Below are 22712 nucleotides of genomic sequence, written 5' to 3'. Positions count from 1 at the left end.
CTGTCTGTGCGGCGCGGCCTGTGGCGTGGCCCGGCACGCTTGGTCGCGACGCCTGGCGCACGGTATCTTTCTCAGTTCAGGCAACAAAAAAGAACGGCCATCGAAAGCCGTTCCGAGAGAGATACTAACCAAATGGGAGACGGCTTGTCAAGGCATTCCGCCGATTCCGCCGAATTGCAGTCCGATGACGAAATCGGCCGCGAACAGGAATACGTCTCGATGCTCTACCGCCGGCTGGACGAGCTGCGCGAGCAGGCGTCCCAACGGTTGACCGAGGAGCTGCGGGCGACCGGTGGCACCCTCCAGGCCCGTTCCCAGCGCGACAGCGCGGTGCGGATGTACGCCGACCAGGTCGAGCAGCTCTCCGCCGTGGAGAGCGGCCTCTGCTTCGGCCGGCTCGACACCGACGACGGCGGCCCGCACTACATCGGCCGGATCGGCATCTTCGACACCGGCGGCGACTACGACCCGCTGCTGATGGACTGGCGCGCCCCGGCGGCCCGCGCCTTCTACCTCGCCACCGCGGCCAACTCCCAGGGAGTGCGTCGCCGCCGGCACCTGCGCACCCGGGAACGCAAGGTGATCGCCCTCAACGACGAGGTGCTGGACCTGGACACCGCCTCCCCCACCGCCCACGAGGAGCTGACCGGCGAGGCGTCGTTGCTCGCCGCGCTCAACGCCGGGCGCACCGGCCGGATGCGCGACATCGTCGAGACCATCCAGGCCGAGCAGGACCGGATCATCCGCGCCGACCTGCCGGGCGTACTGGTCGTGCAGGGTGGCCCCGGCACCGGCAAGACCGCCGTCGCGCTGCACCGCGCGGCGTACCTGCTCTACACCCACCGTGAGCAGCTCTCCACCCGGGGCGTGCTCATGGTCGGCCCGAACGCCACGTTCCTGCGCTACATCTCCCAGGTGCTCCCGGCGCTGGCCGAGACGGGCGTGCTCCTGCGGACGCAGGGCGACCTCTTCCCGGGGGTCAGCGCCCGCCGCGCCGAGCCCGCCGGTACCGCCGCGCTCAAGGGCCGCGCGGTGCTGGTCGAGGTGCTGGCCGCCGCCGTACGGGACCGGCAGTGGGTGCCCGACGAGCCGCTGGAGATCGAGCTGCCGCAGCAGGAGGTGCTGCTGCTCGACCCCGAGACCGTCCGCGCCGCCCGGGAGCGGGCCCGCCGGTCCGAGCGGCCGCACAACCTGGCCCGGGCGCTCTTCGACGTCGAGATCGTCCATGCCCTCGCGGCCCAGGTCGCCGAGCGCATCGGCGCGGACCCGCTGGGCGGGGAGAACCTGCTCGACGAGGCCGATGTGGCGGAGATCCGCCGCGAGCTGCGCGAGGAGCCCGAGGTGCGGGCCGTGCTGGACCAGCTCTGGCCGGTGCTGACCCCGCAGCGCCTGCTCGCCGACCTGTACGCCTCCCCCGACCGGATCGCCGTCGCCGCGCCCATGCTCACCGAGGCCGAGCGGGCCATGCTGCACCGCGAGCCGGGCGGCTGGACGCCGGCCGACGTCCCGCTGCTCGACGAGGCGGCCGAGCTGCTCGGCGAGGACGAGCGCGCCGCCGCCGCCCGCCGGGAGCGGATCCGGGCCCTGCAACGGGAGTACGCCGAGGGCGTGCTGGAGATCGCCCGGGGCTCCCGCTCCATCGACGTGGAGGACGAGGCCGACGGCGGTGAGATCCTCGGCGTCACCGACCTGATCGACGCCGACCGGCTGCTGGAGCGGCAGGAGGAGGCGGACCGGCTCACCACCGCCCAGCGGGCCGCGGCCGACCGGGGCTGGGCGTTCGGGCACGTGATCGTCGACGAGGCACAGGAGCTCTCGCCGATGGCCTGGCGGCTGCTGATGCGCCGCTGCCCGAGCCGCTCCATGACCATCGTCGGCGACGTGGCGCAGACCGGCGCGCTGTCCGGCACCCCGTCCTGGGCCGACGCGCTGGAGCCGTACGTGGCGCAGCGCTGGCGGCTGGAGGAGCTGACCGTCAGCTACCGCACCCCGGCCGAGATCATGGCGGTCGCCGCCGACGTGCTCACCGAGATCGACCCGGCGCTGCGCCCACCCCGCTCCGTACGCTCCAGCGGTGTCCCGCCGTGGGACCGCGCGGTGGCACCGGAGCGCCTGGCGGCGGAGCTGGTCGCCGCCACCACCCGGGAGGCCGCTGGCCTGGACGACGGCCGGCTCGGCGTGATCGTGCCGACCGGCCGGGTCGACGAGCTGGGCGCCGCGCTCACCGCCGCCCTGCCCGAGGCGGCCATCGGCGAGGACCCGGAGCTGGAGAGCCGCGTGGTGGTGCTCACCGTCGGCCAGGCCAAGGGCCTCGAATTCGACTCGGTCGTCCTGGTCGACCCCGACCGCATCGTGGCGGAGTCGCCCCGGGGCCGCAGCGACCTCTACGTCGCCCTCACCCGCGCCACCCAACGCCTGGGCATCCTCCGCCCCACCTGACCTGCCGGCCCGGTTCCACCCGCCGGCCCCGTTGCGCCCGCTGGCCCCGTTGCGCCCGCTGGCCCCGTTGCGCCCGCTGGCCCCGTTGCGCCCGCTGGCCCCGTTGCGCCCGCTGGCCCCGTTGCGCCTGCCGGCCCGGTTGCGCCCGCCGGCCCCCTGCGACCGGGTCGGCGGGTCACTCCGGGGTGAAGTCGCCGACCTGGCTGGCGGTGCCGGACTGGTCGCTGGTGGAGCCGCTCGCCGGGGTGCTCAGGCCGCCGGTGGTGGCGTCGCCCGTGGTGGTCGGGGCCACCTTGCCCGGGTGCCGCTCCGGCTGGCGTGCCACCCGGCGCACGCTGGCCGGGCCGGCGGTGCCGCCGGTCGTGGTGACGGCGCCCTGCCCCCGGGTCGGCCCGCCGTCGCGCAGCACCTCCGGGTCGACCGGAACGTGCGCCGGGTCGTCCGGGTCCTCGTCCTGGATGACCCGCTGCACGTCGGTAGGGGGCACGGTCACCTCGTCGAGCACGCCCTCGCCGTACACGCCACCGGCGATCCGCTCCTCGGCCCGCCGGGCGGCGTCCTGTCGCACGTCGTCCTCACGCATGTCCATCACCTCACAGGAGTGGTCGGTCCGACATGCGTGCCCGCCACCCTCACCAACAAACCCGCCCCACCTGCCGCCCCGCTGTCCCACCGCCTCGCCGCGCCTCGCCCACACCCGGCGTCGATCACGCAGTCGTGGTGCCCGTCGGATACCGATTCAGGCGTTTTGCACCCCACCACAACTGCATGATCGACGCCCGGGCTTCGGGGCGAGGCCGGGACCGGGTGGGGTGCAGGGAGGGGCAGGTTTCCGGGGTGCCGGGGGTGTTACTGCCCCCGTCGGGTCGGGTAGACGGCGGGTGCCCCCGCCATGCACGCGAACCGTGCCGTGGCCGACACGCGGTAGCGGGGCGAGGGAACGCAGGTACGACTCATCGCATCCTGAGGAGGACAAGATGAGCACGCAGGCTGCTTCCACCAGGCCGATGAACCGGCCGACGCAGGACGCGCCCAACCGGGCGATGCAGGACCGGGCCATGCAGGACCGGGCGATGCAGGAGACGCCCACCCGCCCGATGCCGATGATGCACGACGGGCACCGGGAGGCCATGCAGGCACCCGGCACGGAGACCAAGCCGTCGCTGCGTACGACCGAGTTCTGGGTCTACATCGCGGCCGTGATCGGCGTGCTGGCCGCCTCGCAGCTGGTCGGCCGGAACTCGGCCGGCGTGGACATCTTCCGGGCCGACAACGCCTGGTTCATGATCACGCTGCTGACCATCGGGTACCTGGGTAGCCGTGGTCTGGCCAAGGCCGGCAGCAACTGGCGCAGTGGTGAGGAGCGCAAGGCCCGGCACTGACCGGGCTACGCACCACGGCAACGGTGGCCCCCGGGACTACGGTCCCGGGGGCCACCGTCGTGAGTGGTCCTACTCCTCGAAGCCGCCGAAGTCCTCGCCGTCGCCCTCGAAGGCGTCGCCGATCATGTCGCCGACGATCATTCCCCCGACAGCTCCCATCGCGGCACCGGCGACGACGCCGCCCATGCCGACGCCACGGCCGTGACCGTGCCCGTGACCGTGGCCGCCGAAGCCGTGGGCGCCGCGCAGGCTGCCGTAGCGGGACGTCGTCTCCCGCAGCCAGCCGTCGACGACCTGGACCCAGTCCGTCGTGTCGGCGTCGGCGTGCGAGAGCCGGTAGTGGCCGAAGGCGTCGTGCCCGGGGGTCAGGAACCCGCCGCGCTTGTCGCACTCCAGGATGACCTCGACGCCGTGCGGGCTGGTCACGAAGGTCAGCTCGACCTCGTTGATGGTGCTCGCGTACTGGGGCGAGGCGAAGAACTCGATCTCCTGGTAGAACGGCAGCGTCTGCTGCGTGCCACGGATGTGGCCGCGCTCCAGGTCGGCGTGCTTGAACCGGAAGCCGAGCCGCTGGAACGCCTCCAGGATCCGCTCGTGCACCGGCAGCGGGTGCACGTTGACCTGGTCCAGGTCGCCCTTGTCGACCGCTCGGGCGATGGCCAGCTCGGTGCGCAGCCCCATCGTCATGCCGCGCAGTCGCTGGCCGTAGACGTCGGTGATCGGCGTCTCCCACGGGACCGGGAGCTGGAACGGCAGGGAGAGCTGCTGCTTCGGGGCGAGCTGGAACGCGCCACTGACCGGCAGCCGGTGGAACTCCATCACGCCGGCGTACTCGGTGTCACCGCCCTCGATCTCGACCCGGGTGACCAGGCTGACGACGACCTGCTCGACGTTGGCCGGGGCGTCCCCGCCCTGCAGGTTGACCTGGCCCTCGAGGGTCAGGCCGGGGCGGGTGTTCGGGTTGGTCAGGACGGTGTCGACGCTCGGCCCGCCCACTCCGAACGCGCTCAACATCTTCTTGAAGACCATCGGAACTCCCGTGCAAAGACACCCTGCTCCACCTTGGAGCCGGTCGCTGACTTGCCCGGACCCTACCGAGAACCGCTGTGAAGTGCCTGTGAAGGCACGCCAGTTGGATGTACGCCCGAGGATGGGAGGCAGGGGGCAGGGGGCACTCGTGCCACGTTCGCTCCCTCGAACTCACCCGGTCCGGGGACGGTACGTCCGGCCGATCGTTCCGTCGACGGGAGACGGCTCGGTGTCTCCAACACCCACCGGACCACTATCGAATTCTTCGATGAAGGCGTCAGCAGCGCAAGCCCCCAGCGCAACATACCATTGATGACCCACATCGCCCACGTTGCTATATGAGGTATAAATGATCGCCTGAGCCAGCATCGACAAGAGATATTGCGCGTGGAAAATCTTGCGATGCTCGACCTCCAGGGCGTCAACAGCGGCAGCACGCACACCGCGCACGGCCCGCACCGTGGCCGACTGCTTCGACGAAGCGGAGGGTGCCTCGTTCCCGAGCAACGCCTTGACGAGTTCACGGTTCTCAGAACAAGAGATTCCAGTGCGTACATCCGGGAGCACCAAGGACATGAGGAGAGTTGCCACATCTCGCGAGAGAGGAGCCGCCGAACTGTATCCGGAGAGATCTATGAGCCGAATCTTCTGGCATTCGAGGGAACCGTCTTCCGACAGTGGCACGACGATGTTGTCGAGATGCAGGTCGCCATGACTGTTTCCCACCAGATATTCGATCATCCTGTCGCCGAAGATGGAGTCGGCGAAGGGAAGTCGCACCGGGTTCGGGAGGAGCTTCCGACCACTGTTGGCCACTCCAATCCAGTCCAGTTCCGGGGCGAGAAGACCGGCGCCCTCAGCCCACCGGTACGCAGAACGCCCCTGGTGCAGCGCGCCGCGTAGTTCCAGGCTGATGAAGGCGCTGGCGGAGGAGCATTCCCGCCGGATGCTTCCCGACTGATTCCACTCACCGAGGACCAGCCGGGTGACTGTTACCGCAGCATACTCCTGCTTGGCCGCAGGCAACTCGCCGACGGTTCGACAACTGGTCAACGTCGCCGGCAACTCGAGGAACATCAGCACCCGACCATCCTCGATGGATTTTGGCGGCAGCACCTGCCGATACAGTCGCCGGGCAGCGAAGTCCGGGGAAAGCGCCCAAGCCACTTCGTGGTTGGAAGGCTCAAGCGCGGGACTCCCTTCGGCACAGACCTTCACAAGAACTTCCGAGGGCTCCTGACCTTTCCCGCTAGGTATGATTCGGAGCCGTACCAGCAGAGCGCCACTGCCACCACGGCGGCGCCACCGCGCATCTGGGACCTCCACGCCGACCGACTGATCCATCGCCCACGCCTCAAGTGCACGGACGGCCGCAGAGTCGTCGACGTATCGAGCGAGGTCAGCGCTGCTGAGCAAGTGTTCCTTGTTCATCGACGTCGACACTACCCGGGCCTCGAACACCCTTACTCTCGGTGCCGCTCGGTAGAGTGCCCGCATGCCCTCGGCCGAGCCGCTGTTCGTCAAGGCTCCGATCACGCCTTCAGAGCTGACAGCGCTCAAGGCGATGTCGGTGTCACATGCGCGCGTCCGCATTCTCTCCGGCATCCGCCTCGCGGTGTCGGCGCTCATTGCCGCAGCTGGCGCTGTCGTAACAGTGGCCGCCCTCCCATCGGCCTGGGTCACCATAATTGGGGCTGTCTGGGCCGGCGCCTACTCCGTCGGTCTCGCATCATGGGTGGAAGGCGAACTACGCCGGGCAGCGAAACTTCAGGAAATGTTCGAAGTGGAACTCTTCCAATTACCCTGGAATACGGCACTCGCTGGCCCCGAGGTCAGATCTGAGGATGCGAGCCGGCTGAGCAGCAAATTCAAGCCTCGCCAGATCGCTGACGAGTGGGACGACATGCCGAACCTACCTCGGCCGTTTGACGTACTCGCCCGTCAGATACAGAACCTTGCGTGGGGATCCCGCATACGTCGGCGATATGCCGACGTCATTCGAGCCGTCCTGCTGATGTGGATAACATCCGGCGCGCTCATCGGAATCACTGGGGGATTCACCCTCGGCGAGATCGTACTTCGCTGGTACATCCCGTCCCTGGGAGGCTTGCTGCTCGGAGTCGACGTCTTTCGCCAACAAAGAGCCATATCGAAAGATCGCGAGCGAGTCTGCGCCTTCGCGGAAGCAGAGGTACTGAAGGCCGCCGAGCGGACGGCAGGAGCGGCAACCACGGACCAACTCCTAGCACTGTCGCGTCAAGTGCAGGATGTGCTCTTCAAGACACGCTGCCAGGCGCCGAGGGCCCCGAGCAAATTATTCTACCTCCGCTATTATCGGAATGATAACGTTGATTTCAGCGCTCCGGTGCAGCGATTGGCAGCGGCGCTGAACGCTTCGAAGCAACAAAGGCGGGAAACCGAGATGTCATGACCAAGAGCCCCGCGAGCGGGAGCGCCGACTGGGCTCGCTCCACGACAAACAGGCCAGAGGGTCGGTAATCCTGCTTCCGGCGCCACCTGTCTCCGCTGCCGAAGAGAATCGTCCGTTGCGGAAGCAGCCCCACGGGTGTCAGCCGGCCTCGACGACGATCAGCTCGCCCACCTGGCCGGCGAGCTGGTCGCGCGCCTCCTCGGTCAGCCCCGCGTCGGTGACGAGCACGTCGGCCGCGGAGAGCGGGGCGATCGTGGCCATTCCGATCGTCTCCCACTTGGTGTGGTCGGCGAGCACCACCAGGCGCCGGGCCGCGCCGACCAGGCACCGGTCGGTGCCCGCCTCCAGCAGGTTCGGCGTGGTGAATCCGGTGCGCGGGCTCATCCCGTGCACGCCGAGGAAGAGCACGTCGACGTTGAGGGCGCTGATCGCCGCCTCGGCCACCGGCCCGGTCAGGGCGTCCGACGGGGTACGGATCCCGCCGGTCAGCACGACCGTCTGCTCGGCGCCCGGGTGCTGGTGCAGGGCCTCGGAGACGGGGATGGAGTTGGTCACCACGGTCAGGCCGCGTACGTCGGCCAGCAGGGTGGCCAGCGCGGCGGTCGTGGTGCCGGCGGAGAGCGCGACGGCCATGCCGGGCTCGACCAGGGCGGCGGCCCGTTCGGCGATGGCCCGCTTCTCGGCCCGCTGCCGCAGCGACTTCGCGGCGAAGCCGGGCTCGTCGCCGGGTCCGGGGCCGACCAGGGTCGCGCCGCCGTGGACCTTGTCGACCAGCCCCCGCTCGGCCAGCACCTCCAGGTCGCGCCGGATCGTCATGTCGGAGACGCCGAACCGGCTCACCAGCTGGCTGACCCGCACGCCGCCGCGCTGCCGGATCATCTCGAGGATCGCGGCCTGTCGCTGTCGGGCCAGCATCCGGAGGACCTCCTTCGCGCCGTCACGCCGCAGACGAGCGGGCCGCCGCACCGCCCGACGCGCGGGCCGGGTCGTCCGACGTACCGGCCGGGTCGTCGAAACTGCGGGCCGCGGCGGCCGCCGCGTCCTCGCGGATGACGGCCACCTCGCCGGCCGGCACGACCAGGTCGCCGGCGCAGCGCGCGCCGGTCAGCAGCTCCACGCCGGTGGCGTCGAGCCGGGCGTCGGCGTCGGTGTGGTTGATGACGAAGAGCCAGGTGCGGTCGCCGTCGCGGCGCCGGACCACCTCCACCTCGGCGGGGACCCGCGCCGCCGGGCGTACCCCCGACTCGGCCACCAGCCGGGCCACCAGCCGGTCCGTCGCCGCCGCGTCCAGGCGGGTGCCGACGTACCAGGCCGCGCCCGCGCCGACCGGGTGCCGGGTCAGCGCCGGCACGCCCGGCAGGGGCCCGTCGGCGTACGCGGCGAGCACCTGCGTGCCCTCGGGATGCAGACACTCCGTCCACACGTCGGCGACCGAGCCGTCGTCCAGGGTCACCCGCTCGCCCGCCCGCAGCGGGAAGAACTCCTCGACGCGGACGCCCAGCAGTTCGCGGAACGCCCCCGGGTAGCCGCCGAGGCGGATGTGGTCGTGCTCGTCGACGATGCCGCTGAAGTACGTGACCAGGGCGGTCCCGCCGGCCTCGACGTACGCGCGCAGCGCCGCGGCGTGCGCGTCGCGCACCAGGTAGAGGGTGGGTGCCAGCACCAGCCGGTAGCGGGACAGGTCGGTGGCCGGGTGCACGACGTCGGCGGTGATCCCGGCCCGCCACAGCGCGTCGTGCAGCGCGCCGAGGCGGTCGGCGTACGTGACGTCGACGGTGGGGTGCGAGTCGAGTTCGGCGCCCCACCACGCCTCGTAGTCGAACAGGATCGCCACCTCGGCGTCGACCCGGCTGCCGCGCACCTCGGCGAGGGCCCGCAGGTCCGCGCCGAGCCGGCACACCTCGCGGAACACCTTGGTCTCCGGGCCGGCGTGCGGCAGCAGCGCGGAGTGGAACTTCTCCGCCCCGGCGCGGGAGGCCCGCCACTGGAAGAAGAGCACCCCGTCCGCGCCGCGCGCCACGTGCGCCAGGCTGTTGCGACGCAACTGGCCGGGTGCCTTGGCGACGTTGCGCGGCTGCCAGTTGACCGCGCTGGTGGAGTGCTCCATCAGCAGCCACGGTTCGCCGCCGGCGACGCCTCGGGTGTGGTCGGCCGCGAGGGCGAGCCCGACGTGGGCGCGCGGGTCGGCGGCGGTGAGGTAGTGGTCGTTGGCGACGACGTCCACGTCGGACGCCCAGGAGTGGTAGTCGAGGTACTTGATGCCGGTGCCGATCATGAAGTTCGTGGTGACCGGCTGGCGGACCAGGCGCGTGAGCACCTCGCGCTCGGCGCGCAGTTGGGCGCGCTGCTCGTCGGAGGAGAAGCGCAGGAAGTCCAGTTGCTGGGTGGGATTGGCGAAGGTCGGCGCCGTGCGCGGCGGGTTGATCTCGGCCCAGTCGCCGTAGCGCTGGCTCCAGAAGGCGGTGCCCCAGGCGTGGTTGAGCCCGTCCAGGTCGCCGTAGCGCTCGCGCAGCCAGCGGCGGAACGCCTCGGCGCTGACGTCGCAGTAGCAGTGCACGTTGTGGCAGCCCAGCTCGTTGGAGACGTGCCACATGACCACGGCGGGATGGTCGGCGTAGCGGGTGGCGAGGGCCTCGACCAGGGCCAGCGACCGCTCCCGGAACACGGGCGAGCTGGGGCAGTACGCCTGCCGCCCGCCCGGCCAGAGGATCGCGCCGTCGGCGCGCCGGGGCAGCGTCTCCGGGTGCCGGTGGGCCAGCCACGGGGGCGGGCTGGCGGTGGCGGTAGCCAGGTCGACCGAGATCCCGCCGCCGTGCAGCACGTCGATCGCCCGGTCCAGCCAGCCGAACTCGTACGCGCCGGGGGCGGGCTCCAGCAGCGCCCAGGAGAAGATCCCCACCGACACCAGGTTCACCCCTGCCCGGCGCATCAGCGCGACGTCCTCGGCCCAGGTCTTCTCGGGCCACTGCTCGGGGTTGTAGTCGGCACCGAACCAGATGTCGTCACCCTGCCATCGCCGCATGGATGCAGAGCGTGCCCGGCCGAGGCAGCCAAGTCAACACGTTCCAACATCGATCATCTTTACAACGTTTACCTACCAACGGCCTTGTCGCGACCGGGTTGTCGGGAGATTGCCGCCCCCTTGACACCGCCCGGAGGACGAGTAGCTTGAGGCGCCACTGGCAATTCGTGTTCGCCAATGTGGATTCGCGATGGATCCTGGTGTGTGTTCACGGTTGCCGGGACACCGCCACCGACGACCCTCGGGCACCTCTTCATCCGCAGGAGGCACCATGTCCCGTCCCCGCACCCGAGCCGAGTACCTCGCCCGGCTCGTACCCCCCTCAGTGGCCGGCCTCGACCGTCGTTCGCTGCTGGCCGGCACGGCCGGCACCACCGCGCTGCTCGGCACGGGCCTGCTCGCCGGCTGCGGTTCCGACTCCGGCGGTTCCGGCGCCAAGACGGTGTCGCTGGGTTCCAACCAGTCCGACCCGAAGCCCAAGGAGGTGATCGCGAAGGTCATGGACGGCTTCCGGACCTCGTCCGGCCTCGAGGTCGCCGTCAACACGGTCGACCACAACACGTTCCAGGAGAACATCAACAACTATCTCCAGGGCAAGCCGGACGACGTGTTCATGTGGTTCGCCGGCTACCGGATGCGCTTCTTCGCCGCCCGGGGCCTCGCCGGCGACCTCAGCGACGTCTGGGGCAAGCTCTCCGGGATGTCCGACGCGTTCCGCAAGGCGTCGACCGGCGACGACGGCAAGCAGTACTTCGTGCCGTCGTCGTACTACCCGTGGGCCGTCTTCTACCGCAGGTCCGTCTGGCAGCAGAACGGCTACCAGGTGCCGAAGACCCTCGACGACCTGACCGCGCTCGCCGGTCAGATGAAGAAGGACGGGCTCACCCCGATCGCCTTCGCCGACAAGGACGGCTGGCCGGCGATGGGCACCTTCGACATCCTCAACCTGCGGATCAACGGCTACCAGTTCCACATCGACCTGATGGCCGGCAAGGAGTCCTGGACCTCCGAGAAGGTGAAAAAGGTCTTCGACACCTGGCGCGGCTTGCTCCCCCTGCACCAGCCCGACAGCCTCGGCCGGACCTGGCAGGAGGCCGCCCAGTCGTTGCAGCAGAAGAAGAGCGGCATGTACCTGCTCGGCCTCTTCGTCGGCCAGCAGTTCGACGGCGCCGACCTGGCCGACCTCGACTTCTTCACCTTCCCCGAGATCGACCCGGCGATCGGCGCCAAGGCCCTGGACGCGCCCATCGACGGCTACATGATGGCCCGCAAGCCGAAGCAGGAAGCCAACGCCAGGAAGCTGCTGGAGTACGTCGGCTCGAAGGCGGCCGCGGACATCACCGTCAAGAGCGACCCGAGCACGCTGGTCGCCAACAGCGAGGCCGACACCAGCGGCTACAGCGCCCTGCAGAAGAAGGCCGCCGAGCTGGTCGGCTCGGCCACCGAGATCGCCCAGTTCCTGGACCGCGACACCCGCCCGGACTTCGCCTCCACGGTGATCATCCCGGCGCTCCAGCAGTTCATCAAGGATCCGAAGGACATCGACGGGCTGACGTCGAGCATCGAGAACCAGAAGAAGTCGATCTTCACCGACTGACGGCGAGAGGGTGAGGACACCGTGTCCGACCTGCCCCTGATCCAAGCGGATCGCGCCGCGCCGCCGCCGGCGGCGACCACCTCCACGGGTGGTCGCCGCCGGCGCGTACGGCTGCTGTCCCGCACCGACCGCGTGGTCGTCGCGCTCATGGTGGCCGTACCGCTGTTGCTCGTCGTCGGCCTGGTCTGGCTGCCGGCGGGCGCCACCGTGCTGCTCTCCGGCACCGACTGGGACGGCATCGGCCCGGTCTCCGAGATCGAGTGGGTCGGCGGCCGCAACTACGCCGACGTGGTCCAGAACTACCCGCCGTTCGTGCCGGCCGTGCAGAACAACCTGCTCTGGCTGGCGGCGCTGTTCGTGGTGGCCACCCCGTTCGGCATGTTCCTGGCCGTCCTGCTCGACAAGGAGCTGCGCGGCACCCGGTTCTACCAGACCGCGCTCTACCTGCCGGTGGTGCTCTCCCTGGCGCTGATCGGCTTCGTCTGGCAGCTGCTCTACTCCCGCGACCAGGGCCTGGTCAACGCCGTCCTCGGCACCGACGTCGACTGGTACGGCGACCCGGACGTCAACATCTGGGCCGTGCTGGTGGCGGCCGGCTGGCGGCACGTCGGCTACATCATGCTGCTCTACCTGGCCGGGCTGAAGGGCGTCGACCCGTCGCTGCGGGAGGCCGCCGCCGTGGACGGCGCGTCGGAGGGCCGGACGTTCTTCAAGGTGATCTTCCCGGTCCTGCGGCCCATCAACATCATCGTGCTGGTGGTGACGGTGATCGAGTCGCTGCGCGCGTTCGACCTGGTCTGGGTCATCAACAAGGGCCGCAACGGCCTGGAGTTGATCTCGGCGCTGGTCACGCAGAACGTGGTCGGCGAGGCGAGCCGCATCGGCTTCGGCTCGGCGCTGGCCACCATCATGCTCGTCGTCTCGCTGCTCTTCATCACCGTCTACCTGGCGACCGTGCTGCGGGAGGGACGCCGATGAGCACCGCGACCGTGCCCCGGGAGGACCGGACCGCCCCCGCGACCGAACGCCGCCCGCCGTCGCGCCCGGCCCGGGTGGTGCTGCACGTGTTCCTCGCGGCGGTGGCGATCGGCTGGCTCTTCCCGATCCTCTGGGCCGTGCTGACCTCGCTGCGCTCCTACGAGTACACGGCCACCAACGGCTACGTCTCGCTCGGCGGGTGGACCCTCGACAACTACGTCACCGCCTGGCGGACCGCCGAGTTCGGCAAGCACTTCCTCAACTCCGTCTACATCACCGTGCCGGCGGTGCTGCTGACCCTCTTCCTCGCCTCGTGCGTGGCGTTCGTCATCGCCCGGTTCAGCTGGAGGACCAACATCGTCCTGCTCGGCCTGTTCACCGCGGCGAACCTGCTGCCCCAGCAGGCCCTGCTCATCCCCCTGTTCCGGCTCTTCACGCAGGTGCCGCTACCGGCGTTCATGAGCGACTCGGAGCTGCTCTACGACAGCTACTGGGGGCTGATCCTGGTCAACGTCGCCTTCCAGTGCGGCTTCTGCGTCTTCGTGCTCAGCAACTACATGAAGGCGCTGCCGCGCGACCTCTACGAGGCGGCGATGGTCGACGGGGCGAGCGTCTGGCGGCAGTACTGGCAGGTGACCATGCCGCTGTGCCGGCCGGCCCTGGCCGCGCTGGCCACCCTGGAGGTGACCTGGATCTACAACGAGTTCTTCTGGGCCACCGTGCTCATGCGCACGGGGGACAAGTTCCCGGTGACGAGTTCGCTCAACAACCTGCGCGGTGAGTTCTTCACCGACAACAACCTGGTCTCGGCCGGCTCGGTGCTGGTCGCGATCCCGACCCTGGTGATCTTCTTCCTGTTGCAGAGGCAGTTCGTCCGGGGCCTGACCCTGGGGGCTTCCAAAGGATGACCATCGTCCACCTGCGCCGTGCCCGGACCAGCCTGGTGCTCGACGCGCGCGACCCGGGGCTGCCCCGGGTCGCGCACTGGGGGGCCGACCTCGGCCCCGTCGGACCCGACGACCTGCCCGCCCTGGTCGACGCCACCGTCGCGCCGGTCGTACGCAGCAGCTTCGACGCGCCGACGGTGCTGTCCCTGCTGCCTGAAGCATCCGCCGGCTGGGGCGGCCGGCCGGCGCTCGCCGGGCACCGCGAGCGCCGGGACTGGTCCACCGCCTTCCGGCTGACCCGTCTCGACGTCGCCGACGACGGCACCGGCCCCGCCCGGGTCACCGTCCGGGCGGCCGACGGCGGGGCCGGGCTGTCGCTGACCGTCGAGATCGCGCTCGATCCGACCGGCCTGGTGCTGCTGCGGCACCGGCTGCGCAACGACGGCGACACGGCGTACGAGCTGCGGGAGCTGACGCCGGTCCTGCCGGTGCCGGCGGTCGCCACCGAGCTGCTCGACCTGACCGGTCGGTGGTGCCGGGAGCGGTCCCCGCAGCGGCACCCGTGGCCGATGGGCGCCTGGGTACGCGAGGGCCGGCACGGCCGCACCGGGCACGACGCCACCCTGCTGCTGGTCGCCGGCACGGCCGGTTTCGGCTTCGGCCACGGCGAGGTGTGGGCGGTGCACACCGCGTGGAGCGGCGACCACGTGACCGTCGCCGAACGGCGGCCGACGGGCGAGTCCACCCTCGGCGGCGGCGAGCTGCTCACCCCCGGCGAGGTGGTGCTCGCCCCCGGCGGGGAGTACGCCACCCCGCTGCTGCACGCGGTCTTCTCCGCCGCCGGGCTGGACGGGCTCAGCGACGTCCTGCACACCCACCTGCGCGCCCGCCCGCAGCACCCGGCCACGCCCCGCCCGGTCACCCTCAACGTCTGGGAGGCCGTCTACTTCGACCACGACCTGGACCGGCTCCGCACGCTGGCCGACCAGGCGGCCGAGGTCGGGGTGGAACGCTTCGTGCTCGACGACGGCTGGTTCCGGGGCCGCCGCCACGACCGCGCCGGCCTCGGCGACTGGTACGCCGACGACATCGTCTGGCCGGACGGCCTGCACCCGCTCATCGACCACGTACGCGGGCACGGGATGCAGTTCGGGCTCTGGGTGGAACCGGAGATGGTCAACCCCGACTCCGAGGTGTTCCGGGCCCACCCGGAGTGGGTGCTGTCGGCGCCCGGCCGGCTGCCGCCCGCCTGGCGCCACCAGCAGGTGCTCGACCTGGCCGAGCCGCCGGCGTACGCGTACCTGCTGGAGCGGCTGGACGCGCTGCTCACCGCGTACCCCGGCATCGACTACCTCAAGTGGGACCACAACCGGGACCTGACCGAGGCGGGGCACCAGGGCCGCCCCGGCGTGCGCGGGCAGACGCTGGCGGTATACCGGCTCCTCGACGAGCTGCGCCGCCGCCACCCGGGCGTGGAGATCGAGAGCTGCGCGTCCGGCGGCGCCCGGGTGGACCTGGAGATCCTGCGGCGCACCGACCGGGTGTGGGCCAGCGACTGCAACGACGCCCTGGAGCGGCTGGCCATCCAGCGCTGGACGGGGCTGCTGCTCCCGCCCGAGCTGGTCGGCAGCCACATCGGCCCGGAGCGCTCGCACACCACCCACCGCGTGCACGACCTGGGTTTCCGGGCGGCGACCGCGCTCTTCGGCCACCACGGCATCGAGTGGGACATCGGCGCGATCGACGCGGCGCAGCGCGGCGAACTGGCCGCCTGGGTCGCGCTGCACAAGCGGCTCCGCCCGCTGCTGCACGCCGGCCGGGTGGTCCGGGTCGACCACCCGGACCCGGCCGTCTGGGCGCACGGCGTCATCGCCCACGACGGTTCCCAGGCGGTGTACGCCGTGGCCCAGCTGGCCACCTCGGTGACCCAGGCGCCCGGGCCGGTCCGGCTCCCCGGCCTCGACCCCCGCCGCCGGTACGCGGTGCGGCCCGCCGCCGGAGTGCCGGAGCCCGCGACGCTCCAGCGGGCCGCACCGGGTTGGCTGGCCGCCGGCGGCGTGACCCTCGGCGGCGCGGTGCTGGCGACCGTCGGGCTCCAGATGCCCGCGCTGCATCCCGAGCAGACCGTGCTGCTGGAGGTCACCGCCGTAGACTGAGGGGCGGGCAGATTTTCCGGAGAATTTCCGGCGGGGTGTCGAGGACCGGGGTGCCGGCTTCTACCGACGGGTGAGAGCACCGATGATGGTGCGCAGTCGTGAGGAGCCAGACGTGAAGTACATGTTGCTCATGCAGTTCAGCGCCGCCGGCACGGACTTCCCCCCGATCGAGACGTGGACGCCCGAGGAGATCCGGGCGCACGTGGCGTTCATGGGCGAGGTCAACGGGAAGCTGATCGCCGACGGTGAACTCGTCGGCGGCGAGGGGCTCGCCGCGCCGGCCCAGGCGAAGATCGTCCAAGCGGGCGCCGGGGGGATCCCCGTGATCACCGAGGGGCCGTTCGCCGAGACCAAGGAGTTCCTCGCCGGCTTCTGGATCGTCGACTGCGACAGCCCCGAGCGGGCCGTCGCGCTCGCCGCGCACATCTCCACCGCGCCCGGCCCGGGCGGTCGGCCGCTGAACATGCCGATCGAGGTGCGCCCCGTGATGTCGGCGCCGCCGCAGGAGATGTGACAACTGGCCCCCACCGACCCGCCCGTCGAGGACCTGCTGCGCGAGCTGGCGCCGCAGGTCCTCGGCGTGCTCACCCGCCGCTTCGGCGACTTCGCCACCGCCGAGGACGCCGTGCAGGAGGCGCTGCTGGCGGCGGCCACCCAGTGGCCGGTCGAGGGGACGCCCGGCAACCCGCGCGGCTGGCTGATCCAGGTCGCGTACCGGCGGATGATCGAACTGGTCCGTGGCGAGACGGCCCGGCGGCGGCGTGAGGACCTCGTCGCCCGCCGCGAGCCGGACGACCGGCGCGCCGCGCCGCCGCCGGACGAGGAGCTGACCGCCGACCGGGACGACACCCTGACACTGTTCTTCCTCTGCTGCCACCCGACGCTCACGCCGGCGTCGGCGATCGCGCTGACCCTGCGCGCCGTCGGCGGCCTGACCACGGCCGAGATCGGCCGTGCCTTCCTCGTGCCCGAGGCCACCATGGCCCAGCGGATCAGCCGCGCCAAGCAGCGCATCCGCGCCTCGGGCGTCCCGTTCCGGATGCCCGAGCCCGCCGACCGGGAGGCCCGGCTGGCCGCCGTGCGGCACGTGCTCTACCTGGTCTTCACCGAGGGACACACCGCCAGCGTGGGCGACGACCTGCGCCGGGTGGACCTGTCGGAGGAGGCGATCCGGCTGACCCGGGCCCTGCGCGCGCTCCTGCCCGACGACACCGAGGTCGCCGGGCTGCTCGCGTTGATGCTGCTCACCGACGCCCGCGCCGCCGCGCGCACCGGCCCCTCGGGTGAGCTGATCTCCCTGGCCGACCAGGACCGCGGCCGGTGGGACGCCGCGGCCATCGACGAGGGGGTGGCCCTGGTCACCTGGGCGCTGCCCCGCGGGCCGGTCGGGCCGTACCAGCTCCAGGCGGCCATCGCCGCGCTGCACGACGAGGCACCCAGCACCGCCGAGACCGACTGGCCGCAGATCCTCGCCCTGTACGAGGTGCTGGAACGCGCCTCCGGCAGTCCCGTCGTCTCCCTCAACCGAGCCGTGGCGACCGCCATGGTGCACGGTCCGGCCGCCGGCCTGGCGGCGCTGGACGCGCTGGACGCCGACCCCCGGCTCAACGGGCACCACCGGCTGCCCGCCGCCCGGGCACACCTGCACGAGATGGCCGGCGACCGGGAGCGGGCGGTGGCCGACTACCGGGCCGCCGCCGCCCTGAGCACGAGCCTGCCCGAGCAGCGGTACCTGATGATGCGCGCCGCCCGGTTGGCCTCCGTGACCGACCGGGGCCTGACGGGCCTCGACGCGACGTGACCGACCGGGGCCTGACGGGCCTCGACGCGACGTGACCGACCGGGGCCTGACGGGCCCCCACGCGACGTGGGCATGCTCGCGCGGACGCTGTCGAGCTGCCCGCACAGGTGGGGCAGCAAGTTCCGGGCCCGTGGCGGCTGGCGGTCCCACGGACGGGGCAGCTCGACAGCGCCCCGTGGGCATACCCCGCCGTGCCTCCCACCCCGCCCAGCCCTTGCCCTGCCCATTGATCGGGGCGAGGGCGCGGGCGCGGCGGAGTTGCGACGTTTCGACAGGTGACATGGGGGTGGCCGGGCCTGTGCGGGCCCGGCCACCGGTGGGGCGTGAGTTGTCAGCTCGCCGTGCAGGTCACCGCGGGCGTGGCGTTGGTGCCGTTCCAGCTGGCGATGAAGCCGAAGCTGGTGCTGGCGCCAGCGCCCAGCCGGCCGTTGTAGTCGACGTTGCGGGCCGTGACAGCCGACCCGCTGCTGCTCAGGGCGGCGTTCCAGGACTGGCTGACGGTCTGGCCGTTGGCGAACGTCCACTTCGTCGTCCAGCCGGTGATCGCCGACGAGCCGGCGGTCACCTTCACCTCACCCTGGAAGCCACCCTGCCACTGGTTGGTCACCGCGTACGTCGCCGTGCAGCCGCCCGGCGGCGGGGTGCTCGGCGGCGGGGTCGTGGGCGGGGGCGTGGTGGGCGGCGGGGTGGTGGGCGGAGGCGTCGTCGGCGGCGGGGTGGTCGGGGGCGGGGTACCGCCGAAGACCGTCGCCTCCTTCGCGGTGGCCTTGATCCCGTTCGCCCCGTTGAAGATGCGCTGGCCCCAGGTGCTCAGCGCGGCGGGGTTGAAGTTGGTGACCATGTCGAGGTACTCGACGCCACCGCCGTTGCCGCTCCACGACCAGCCCAGGTAACCGATCCCGTTGGCCTGGCTGTAGGAGAGGATGGTGTCCTCGTCGGGGTTGCCGTCGGAGTGGTCGAAGCCGAACTCGCCGACCACGATCGGCAGCTTCGCGGCGCGGAACCGGCCGAGGTAGTCGCTGATCTCGGCGGCGGTGTCGAAGACGCCGTACATGTGGATGGAGAAGACCGTGTTCTTCTGCGGGTCGGCGGCGAACACCGACGCGGCGTTGTCGCGCATGGTGAACGACCAGTCCTGACCCCAGTTCGGGGCGTCGACCATGATGGTGTGCGTCAGGCCGCCCGTACGCAGCCGCTTGATGGCGTTGGCGGTGTCGGTCGCCCAGGTGCCGTAGCCCTGGTTGCCGTACGGCTCGTTGCCGATGTTGACGATGACGTACTTCTCCTGGCCGGCGAGGGCGCTGGAGACGCTGAGCCAGTAGTCGACCGCCTGGTCCAGGGTGGCCGCCCCGCTCTGCTCGCCGTAGCCGGTGGTGTCGTGCACCTCCAGCACGCAGATCAGCCGGTTGGCCTTGCACAGCGAGATGACGTTGGCGACGTCGGCGGTGTCGTTCTTCGCCCACCGCTGGCCGCTGGCCAGCACCACCCGCACCGTGTTCGCCCCGAGCGCCTTGATGTTGGCGAAGGAGCTGGTCTGCTGCTGGTACCAGGTGTGCGCGTGGTTCACGCCACGCATGACGAACTCGCTGCCGTTGGCGTCGTAGAGCTTGCCGTCGGCGACGGAGAAGCCGGTCGCGGCCCGCGCGGGCTGCCCGAACGCCAACACGGCGACCAGCAACGCGAGCAGGGCCGCACCGGCGGCGGAGAGTCTCTTCTTCATGGCCTTCCTCAAAGGGAGGACCCCCGCTGCCCAGGTGGGGGTGGGACGTCACAGGGGATGGCGGCTGCAGCCCGACAGCCGCCGCCCGGCTCCCGGCGGCGCAGGGATCAGCGTAGGCCGGTCGGGCCGGTCACGCAATGAACCGGTTAAGCAGCGGACCGCCGACACCGGACGCGAGGGTTGACCCGACCTGGCAGGGGTATCCGGGGATGATCCGCCCGGGTCGGAAGGAGACACCCATGGTCAAGGTCGGCTACACCCTGATGTGCGAGCAGGCCGGTCCGAAGCAACTGGTCGACTGCGCGGTGCGGGCGGAGGCGGCCGGCTTCGACCAGCTCGTCATCTCCGACCACTACTACCCCTGGCTGGACTCCCAGGGCCACTCCCCGTACGCCTGGTCGGTGCTCGGCGCGGTTGCGCACGCCACCAACCGGGCGGAGCTGATGTCCTTCGTCACCTGCCCGATCCGCCGCTACCACCCGGCGGTCGTGGCGCAGAAGGCCAGCACGGTCGGGGTCCTCTCGGACGGCCGGTTCACCCTCGGCCTGGGCGCGGGCGAGAACCTCAACGAGCACGTGGTCGGCGGCTGGCCGCACGTGCAGCAGCGGCACGAGATGTTCGAGGAGGCCCTCCAGATCATCCGGCCCCTGCTCAAGGGGGAGACGCTGACCTTCTCGGGCAACCACTACGACGTGCCCGACGCCTACGTGTGGGACCGGCCGGCCCGCCCGGTGCCGATGGCCGTCGCCGCCTCCGGCCGCCAGTCGGTCACCCTCGCCGCCGAGTACGGCAACGGCCTCGTCGCGACCGAGCCGGACCCGCACATCATCGAGATGTACGACGAGGCCGGCGGCGCCGGGCAGCCCCGCTACGGGCAGGTGGCCATCTGCTACGGCCCGGACGAGGCGGAGTGCCGCAAGATCGTGCACGACCAGTTCCGCTGGTTCGGGATGGGCTGGAAGGTCAACGCCGACCTGCCCGGGCCGGAGTCGTTCGCCGCCGCCACCCAGTTCGTCCGCGAGGAGGACGTGGCCGAGGGGATCTCCTGCGGGCCCGACGTGGACCGGCACGTCGAGGCGTTCCGCAAGTTCGTCGACGCCGGCTTCACCCACGTGGCGATCGTGCAGGTGGGCGGCGGGACGCAGCCGATGTTCCTGGACTGGGCGCAGGAGCAGCTCCTGCCGAGGCTGCGCGAGCTGTGAGGGCGGCACCCGTCCGGCGTCCCCGGGTCACCCCGCCGGGCCGCTTCGGTCCGGCGGAGCTGCGCCTCGCGCTGGCCGCCCCGAAGCCGGCCGCCGGGCTGACCAGCGAGTGGCGGCTGGTCGACGGCATCCGTACGCACACCCGCCGCGCCGGCGACCCCGGCACCGCCGCCACCCCGGTCGTGCTGGTGCACGGGCTGGCGGTGTCCCACCGCTACCTGACCCCGCTCGCCCTCGCGCTGGCCGACACCCACCCGGTGTACGTGCCCGACCTGCCCGGCTTCGGGCTGACCGAGCGCCCCGGCCGCGCGTACGACGTGCGCGAGCACGCCGCGCACCTGGCCGCCTGGCTTGCCGCGTACCGGATGCCGCCCGTCTGCCTGCTCGGGCACTCGTTCGGCGCGGAGGTCGTCGCGGCGCTGGCCGCCCGGCACCCTGACGCGGTCGCGGCGGTGGTGCTCGCCGGCCCGACCAGCGACCCGGCCGCCCGGTCCCGACGGGGACAGTTCGGGCGCTGGCTGGTGGACACCCTGCGGGAGGCGCCGTTGCAGGCGCCGATCCTGCTCCGGGACGTCCTCGACGCCCGCCCCTGGCGGGTCCACGCGACGCTGTCGCACTCGGTGCGCAACGGCATCGAGGCGGACCTGGTCCGCATCGCCGCGCCCACCCTGGTGGTGGCCGGCTCCCGGGACCCGGTCGTGCCGCCGTCCTGGCGCGCGCAGGTGGGCCGGCTGGTGCCGCACGCCCGTACGGTCACCGTGCCGGGTGCCGCACACAACGTCGTGACCACCGCACCGGCGCAGGTCGCCGACGCGGTCCGCGCCCTGCTGTCCCCCACACTCACGAACAGGTGACGACATGCGTATCGGCAACACGGAGATCCGTCCGGCCGGCGGCGGCCTGGGCTGCCTGCTGATGATCCTCTTCTCGATCGTCGCCTCGGTCGTCCTGACCGTGGTGCTCAACCTGCTCCTGTAACCCGGCTCGGGCTCGGGCTCGGGCTCCCGCTCGGGCGACGGCGATGGCTCCGGCTTGGCTCCCGCTCCGGCTCGGGCGACGGCGACGGCGATGGCGATGGCGACGGCTCCGAGATCTTGGTACGGGAGTGCCCCTGGAGGGGCCGTTTCTTGCCAAGATCTCGCTCGGGCACCGCTCGTCGGGGCACCGCTCGTCGGGGCACCGCTCGCCGGAGCAGCGCGCATCGGGTGCCCTCCGCCGTCGTCGCGGCGTCCGCGGGTCAGCTCCGCAGGCCGAGGGCGGTCAGCGCCTCACGGGACGCCTGGCGGACCGGGTCCACCACAGCGCGGCGCACCCAGCGGACGGCCGGCGACACGGTCGCCCGCCACGCGGCGGCCACCGCCCGACCTGCCGGGCGGACGGCGTGCCGCCACAGCCAGCCCGCCCCGAGCACGAACGGCCGCAGCGTGAGCGCGTAACACCACCAGAGCAGCCGGCCGGCGGCCCACCACGCCCAGCCGAGCGCGCCGAGCAGCACCCGCCCCACCGCCGCCAGCCACCGCCCGACGGCCACGAGCCCCGCCGCCAGCCACCGGCCGACCACCACGAGCCCCGCCACCAGCAGGCGTCCGAGCGGCGCGAGGAGCTGGGCCAGCCAGCGCAGCGGCACCCGGATCAGGTGGTACGCCAGCCAGGCCAGCGGTATCCACACCACCGTCCGGGCCAGCCAGGCCAGCCCGCGTGCGAGCCACACCAACGGCACCCAGACCAGCGTGCGCAGCAGCCAGGACAGGCCAAGGCCGAACCAGCGCAGCAGCCAGGCCAGGCCGCGGCCGAGCCAGCTCAGCGGCACCCACACCAGGATCCGCAGCAGCCAGCCCAGCGGGCGCAACAGCCAGCCCAGCGGGCGCAACAGCCAGCGGTCCAGGAACCGGCCGAGCGGCGCGAGCAGCCAGCGGTGCAGCCACCGGCCGACGGCGGCGACCAACTCCCAGGCCAGCCGGAAGGGCAGCACCACGATCAGCGCGATTCCCCGGACGACGGCGACCAGCAGCGGGGTGGGTGGGGACCCGGCGTTCCCCGGGTCGGCGCTCGGCGAGTCGATCACCGG

The 22712-nt window shown here is 71.7% G+C and carries 18 protein-coding genes; 11 read left to right on the top strand and 7 right to left on the bottom strand.

The features are described 5' to 3' along the window. Positions 1-132 precede the first annotated feature (132 nt). Positions 133-2439: a HelD family protein gene (locus AC0OO9_RS23595; protein ID WP_484512427.1), complete on the top strand. Its 2307-nt coding sequence runs from the start codon at positions 133-135 to the stop codon at positions 2437-2439. 175 nt (positions 2440-2614) lie between these two features. On the opposite strand, the gene AC0OO9_RS23590 is transcribed toward AC0OO9_RS23595, so the two are convergent. Further along, the gene (locus AC0OO9_RS23590; RefSeq protein ID WP_132240024.1) at positions 2615-3022 is read right to left on the bottom strand and encodes a hypothetical protein; all 408 of its coding nucleotides are present in this window, start codon (positions 3020-3022) and stop codon (positions 2615-2617) included. Positions 3023-3416: 394 nt separating this feature from the next. On the opposite strand from AC0OO9_RS23590, the gene AC0OO9_RS23585 reads away from it, so the two are divergent. Further along, on the top strand, positions 3417-3821 hold the full coding sequence (locus AC0OO9_RS23585; protein ID WP_132240023.1) for a hypothetical protein: 405 nt from the start codon (positions 3417-3419) through the stop codon (positions 3819-3821). A 69-nt stretch (positions 3822-3890) separates the two neighbouring features. On the opposite strand, the gene AC0OO9_RS23580 is transcribed toward AC0OO9_RS23585, so the two are convergent. Together AC0OO9_RS23580 and AC0OO9_RS23575 are read right to left on the bottom strand one after the other, a co-directional pair. Next, positions 3891-4850, bottom strand: a complete 960-nt coding sequence (locus AC0OO9_RS23580) for a sporulation protein (RefSeq protein ID WP_357577552.1) — start codon at positions 4848-4850, stop codon at positions 3891-3893. Positions 4851-5021: 171 nt separating this feature from the next. After that, entirely contained in the window at positions 5022-6281 is a 1260-nt protein-coding gene (locus AC0OO9_RS23575) for a hypothetical protein (protein WP_484512424.1), read from the bottom strand. 64 nt (positions 6282-6345) lie between these two features. Here AC0OO9_RS23575 and AC0OO9_RS23570 point away from each other — a divergent pair, with 64 nt between their 5' ends. Beyond that, positions 6346-7281 carry an S-4TM family putative pore-forming effector gene (locus AC0OO9_RS23570; protein WP_484512423.1) on the top strand — a complete coding sequence of 312 codons (936 nt, stop codon included), beginning with the start codon at positions 6346-6348 and terminating at the stop codon, positions 7279-7281. A gap of 138 nt (positions 7282-7419) precedes the next feature. Here the strand turns inward: AC0OO9_RS23570 and AC0OO9_RS23565 are convergent, their stop codons facing one another. Together AC0OO9_RS23565 and AC0OO9_RS23560 are read right to left on the bottom strand one after the other, a co-directional pair. Continuing rightward, positions 7420-8196: a DeoR/GlpR family DNA-binding transcription regulator gene (locus AC0OO9_RS23565; protein ID WP_484512421.1), complete on the bottom strand. Its 777-nt coding sequence runs from the start codon at positions 8194-8196 to the stop codon at positions 7420-7422. Positions 8197-8218: 22 nt separating this feature from the next. Continuing rightward, the gene (locus tag AC0OO9_RS23560; protein WP_484512419.1) at positions 8219-10303 is read right to left on the bottom strand and encodes a beta-galactosidase; all 2085 of its coding nucleotides are present in this window, start codon (positions 10301-10303) and stop codon (positions 8219-8221) included. Positions 10304-10574: 271 nt separating this feature from the next. On the opposite strand from AC0OO9_RS23560, the gene AC0OO9_RS23555 reads away from it, so the two are divergent. The 6 genes from AC0OO9_RS23555 (at position 10575) to AC0OO9_RS23530 (ending at position 17722) form a co-directional block, all read left to right on the top strand. Continuing rightward, a complete protein-coding gene (locus AC0OO9_RS23555) occupies positions 10575-11900 on the top strand; it encodes an ABC transporter substrate-binding protein (RefSeq protein ID WP_484512417.1) in 1326 nt (441 codons plus the stop codon). Positions 11901-11921: 21 nt separating this feature from the next. Next, positions 11922-12878, top strand: coding sequence for a carbohydrate ABC transporter permease (locus AC0OO9_RS23550; protein WP_484512415.1), 957 nt, complete (start codon positions 11922-11924; stop codon positions 12876-12878). After that, the gene (locus tag AC0OO9_RS23545) at positions 12875-13786 is read left to right on the top strand and encodes a carbohydrate ABC transporter permease (protein ID WP_484512413.1); all 912 of its coding nucleotides are present in this window, start codon (positions 12875-12877) and stop codon (positions 13784-13786) included. Before AC0OO9_RS23550 ends, AC0OO9_RS23545 begins: the two co-directional genes overlap by 4 nt. Next, the gene (locus AC0OO9_RS23540) at positions 13783-15921 is read left to right on the top strand and encodes an alpha-galactosidase (protein ID WP_484512411.1); all 2139 of its coding nucleotides are present in this window, start codon (positions 13783-13785) and stop codon (positions 15919-15921) included. The genes AC0OO9_RS23545 and AC0OO9_RS23540 overlap by 4 nt, the downstream gene beginning before the upstream one ends. A 121-nt stretch (positions 15922-16042) precedes the next feature. Beyond that, a complete protein-coding gene (locus AC0OO9_RS23535; RefSeq protein ID WP_484518020.1) occupies positions 16043-16435 on the top strand; it encodes a YciI family protein in 393 nt (130 codons plus the stop codon). A gap of 3 nt (positions 16436-16438) precedes the next feature. Beyond that, positions 16439-17722 (top strand): RNA polymerase sigma factor, encoded by a 1284-nt coding sequence (locus AC0OO9_RS23530; protein ID WP_484518019.1) that lies wholly within the window; start codon positions 16439-16441, stop codon positions 17720-17722. A 331-nt stretch (positions 17723-18053) separates the two neighbouring features. On the opposite strand, the gene AC0OO9_RS23525 is transcribed toward AC0OO9_RS23530, so the two are convergent. Next, the gene (locus AC0OO9_RS23525; RefSeq protein WP_484512409.1) at positions 18054-19442 is read right to left on the bottom strand and encodes a cellulase family glycosylhydrolase; all 1389 of its coding nucleotides are present in this window, start codon (positions 19440-19442) and stop codon (positions 18054-18056) included. A 239-nt stretch (positions 19443-19681) separates the two neighbouring features. On the opposite strand from AC0OO9_RS23525, the gene AC0OO9_RS23520 reads away from it, so the two are divergent. Together AC0OO9_RS23520 and AC0OO9_RS23515 are read left to right on the top strand one after the other, a co-directional pair. Continuing rightward, on the top strand, positions 19682-20644 hold the full coding sequence (locus tag AC0OO9_RS23520) for a TIGR03557 family F420-dependent LLM class oxidoreductase (RefSeq protein WP_484512407.1): 963 nt from the start codon (positions 19682-19684) through the stop codon (positions 20642-20644). Further along, a complete protein-coding gene (locus AC0OO9_RS23515) occupies positions 20641-21498 on the top strand; it encodes an alpha/beta fold hydrolase (RefSeq protein WP_484512405.1) in 858 nt (285 codons plus the stop codon). The genes AC0OO9_RS23520 and AC0OO9_RS23515 overlap by 4 nt, the downstream gene beginning before the upstream one ends. 383 nt (positions 21499-21881) lie before the next feature. Here AC0OO9_RS23515 and AC0OO9_RS23510 read toward each other — a convergent pair whose 3' ends face one another. Further along, entirely contained in the window at positions 21882-22709 is an 828-nt protein-coding gene (locus tag AC0OO9_RS23510; protein ID WP_484512403.1) for a hypothetical protein, read from the bottom strand. Positions 22710-22712 lie beyond the last annotated feature (3 nt).

The sequence above is a fragment of the Micromonospora sp. USAFONa4 genome (assembly GCF_057197825.1).
The sequence above is the reverse complement of the archived record's forward strand: the minus strand, read 5'-3'. Positions and strand labels throughout refer to the sequence as shown.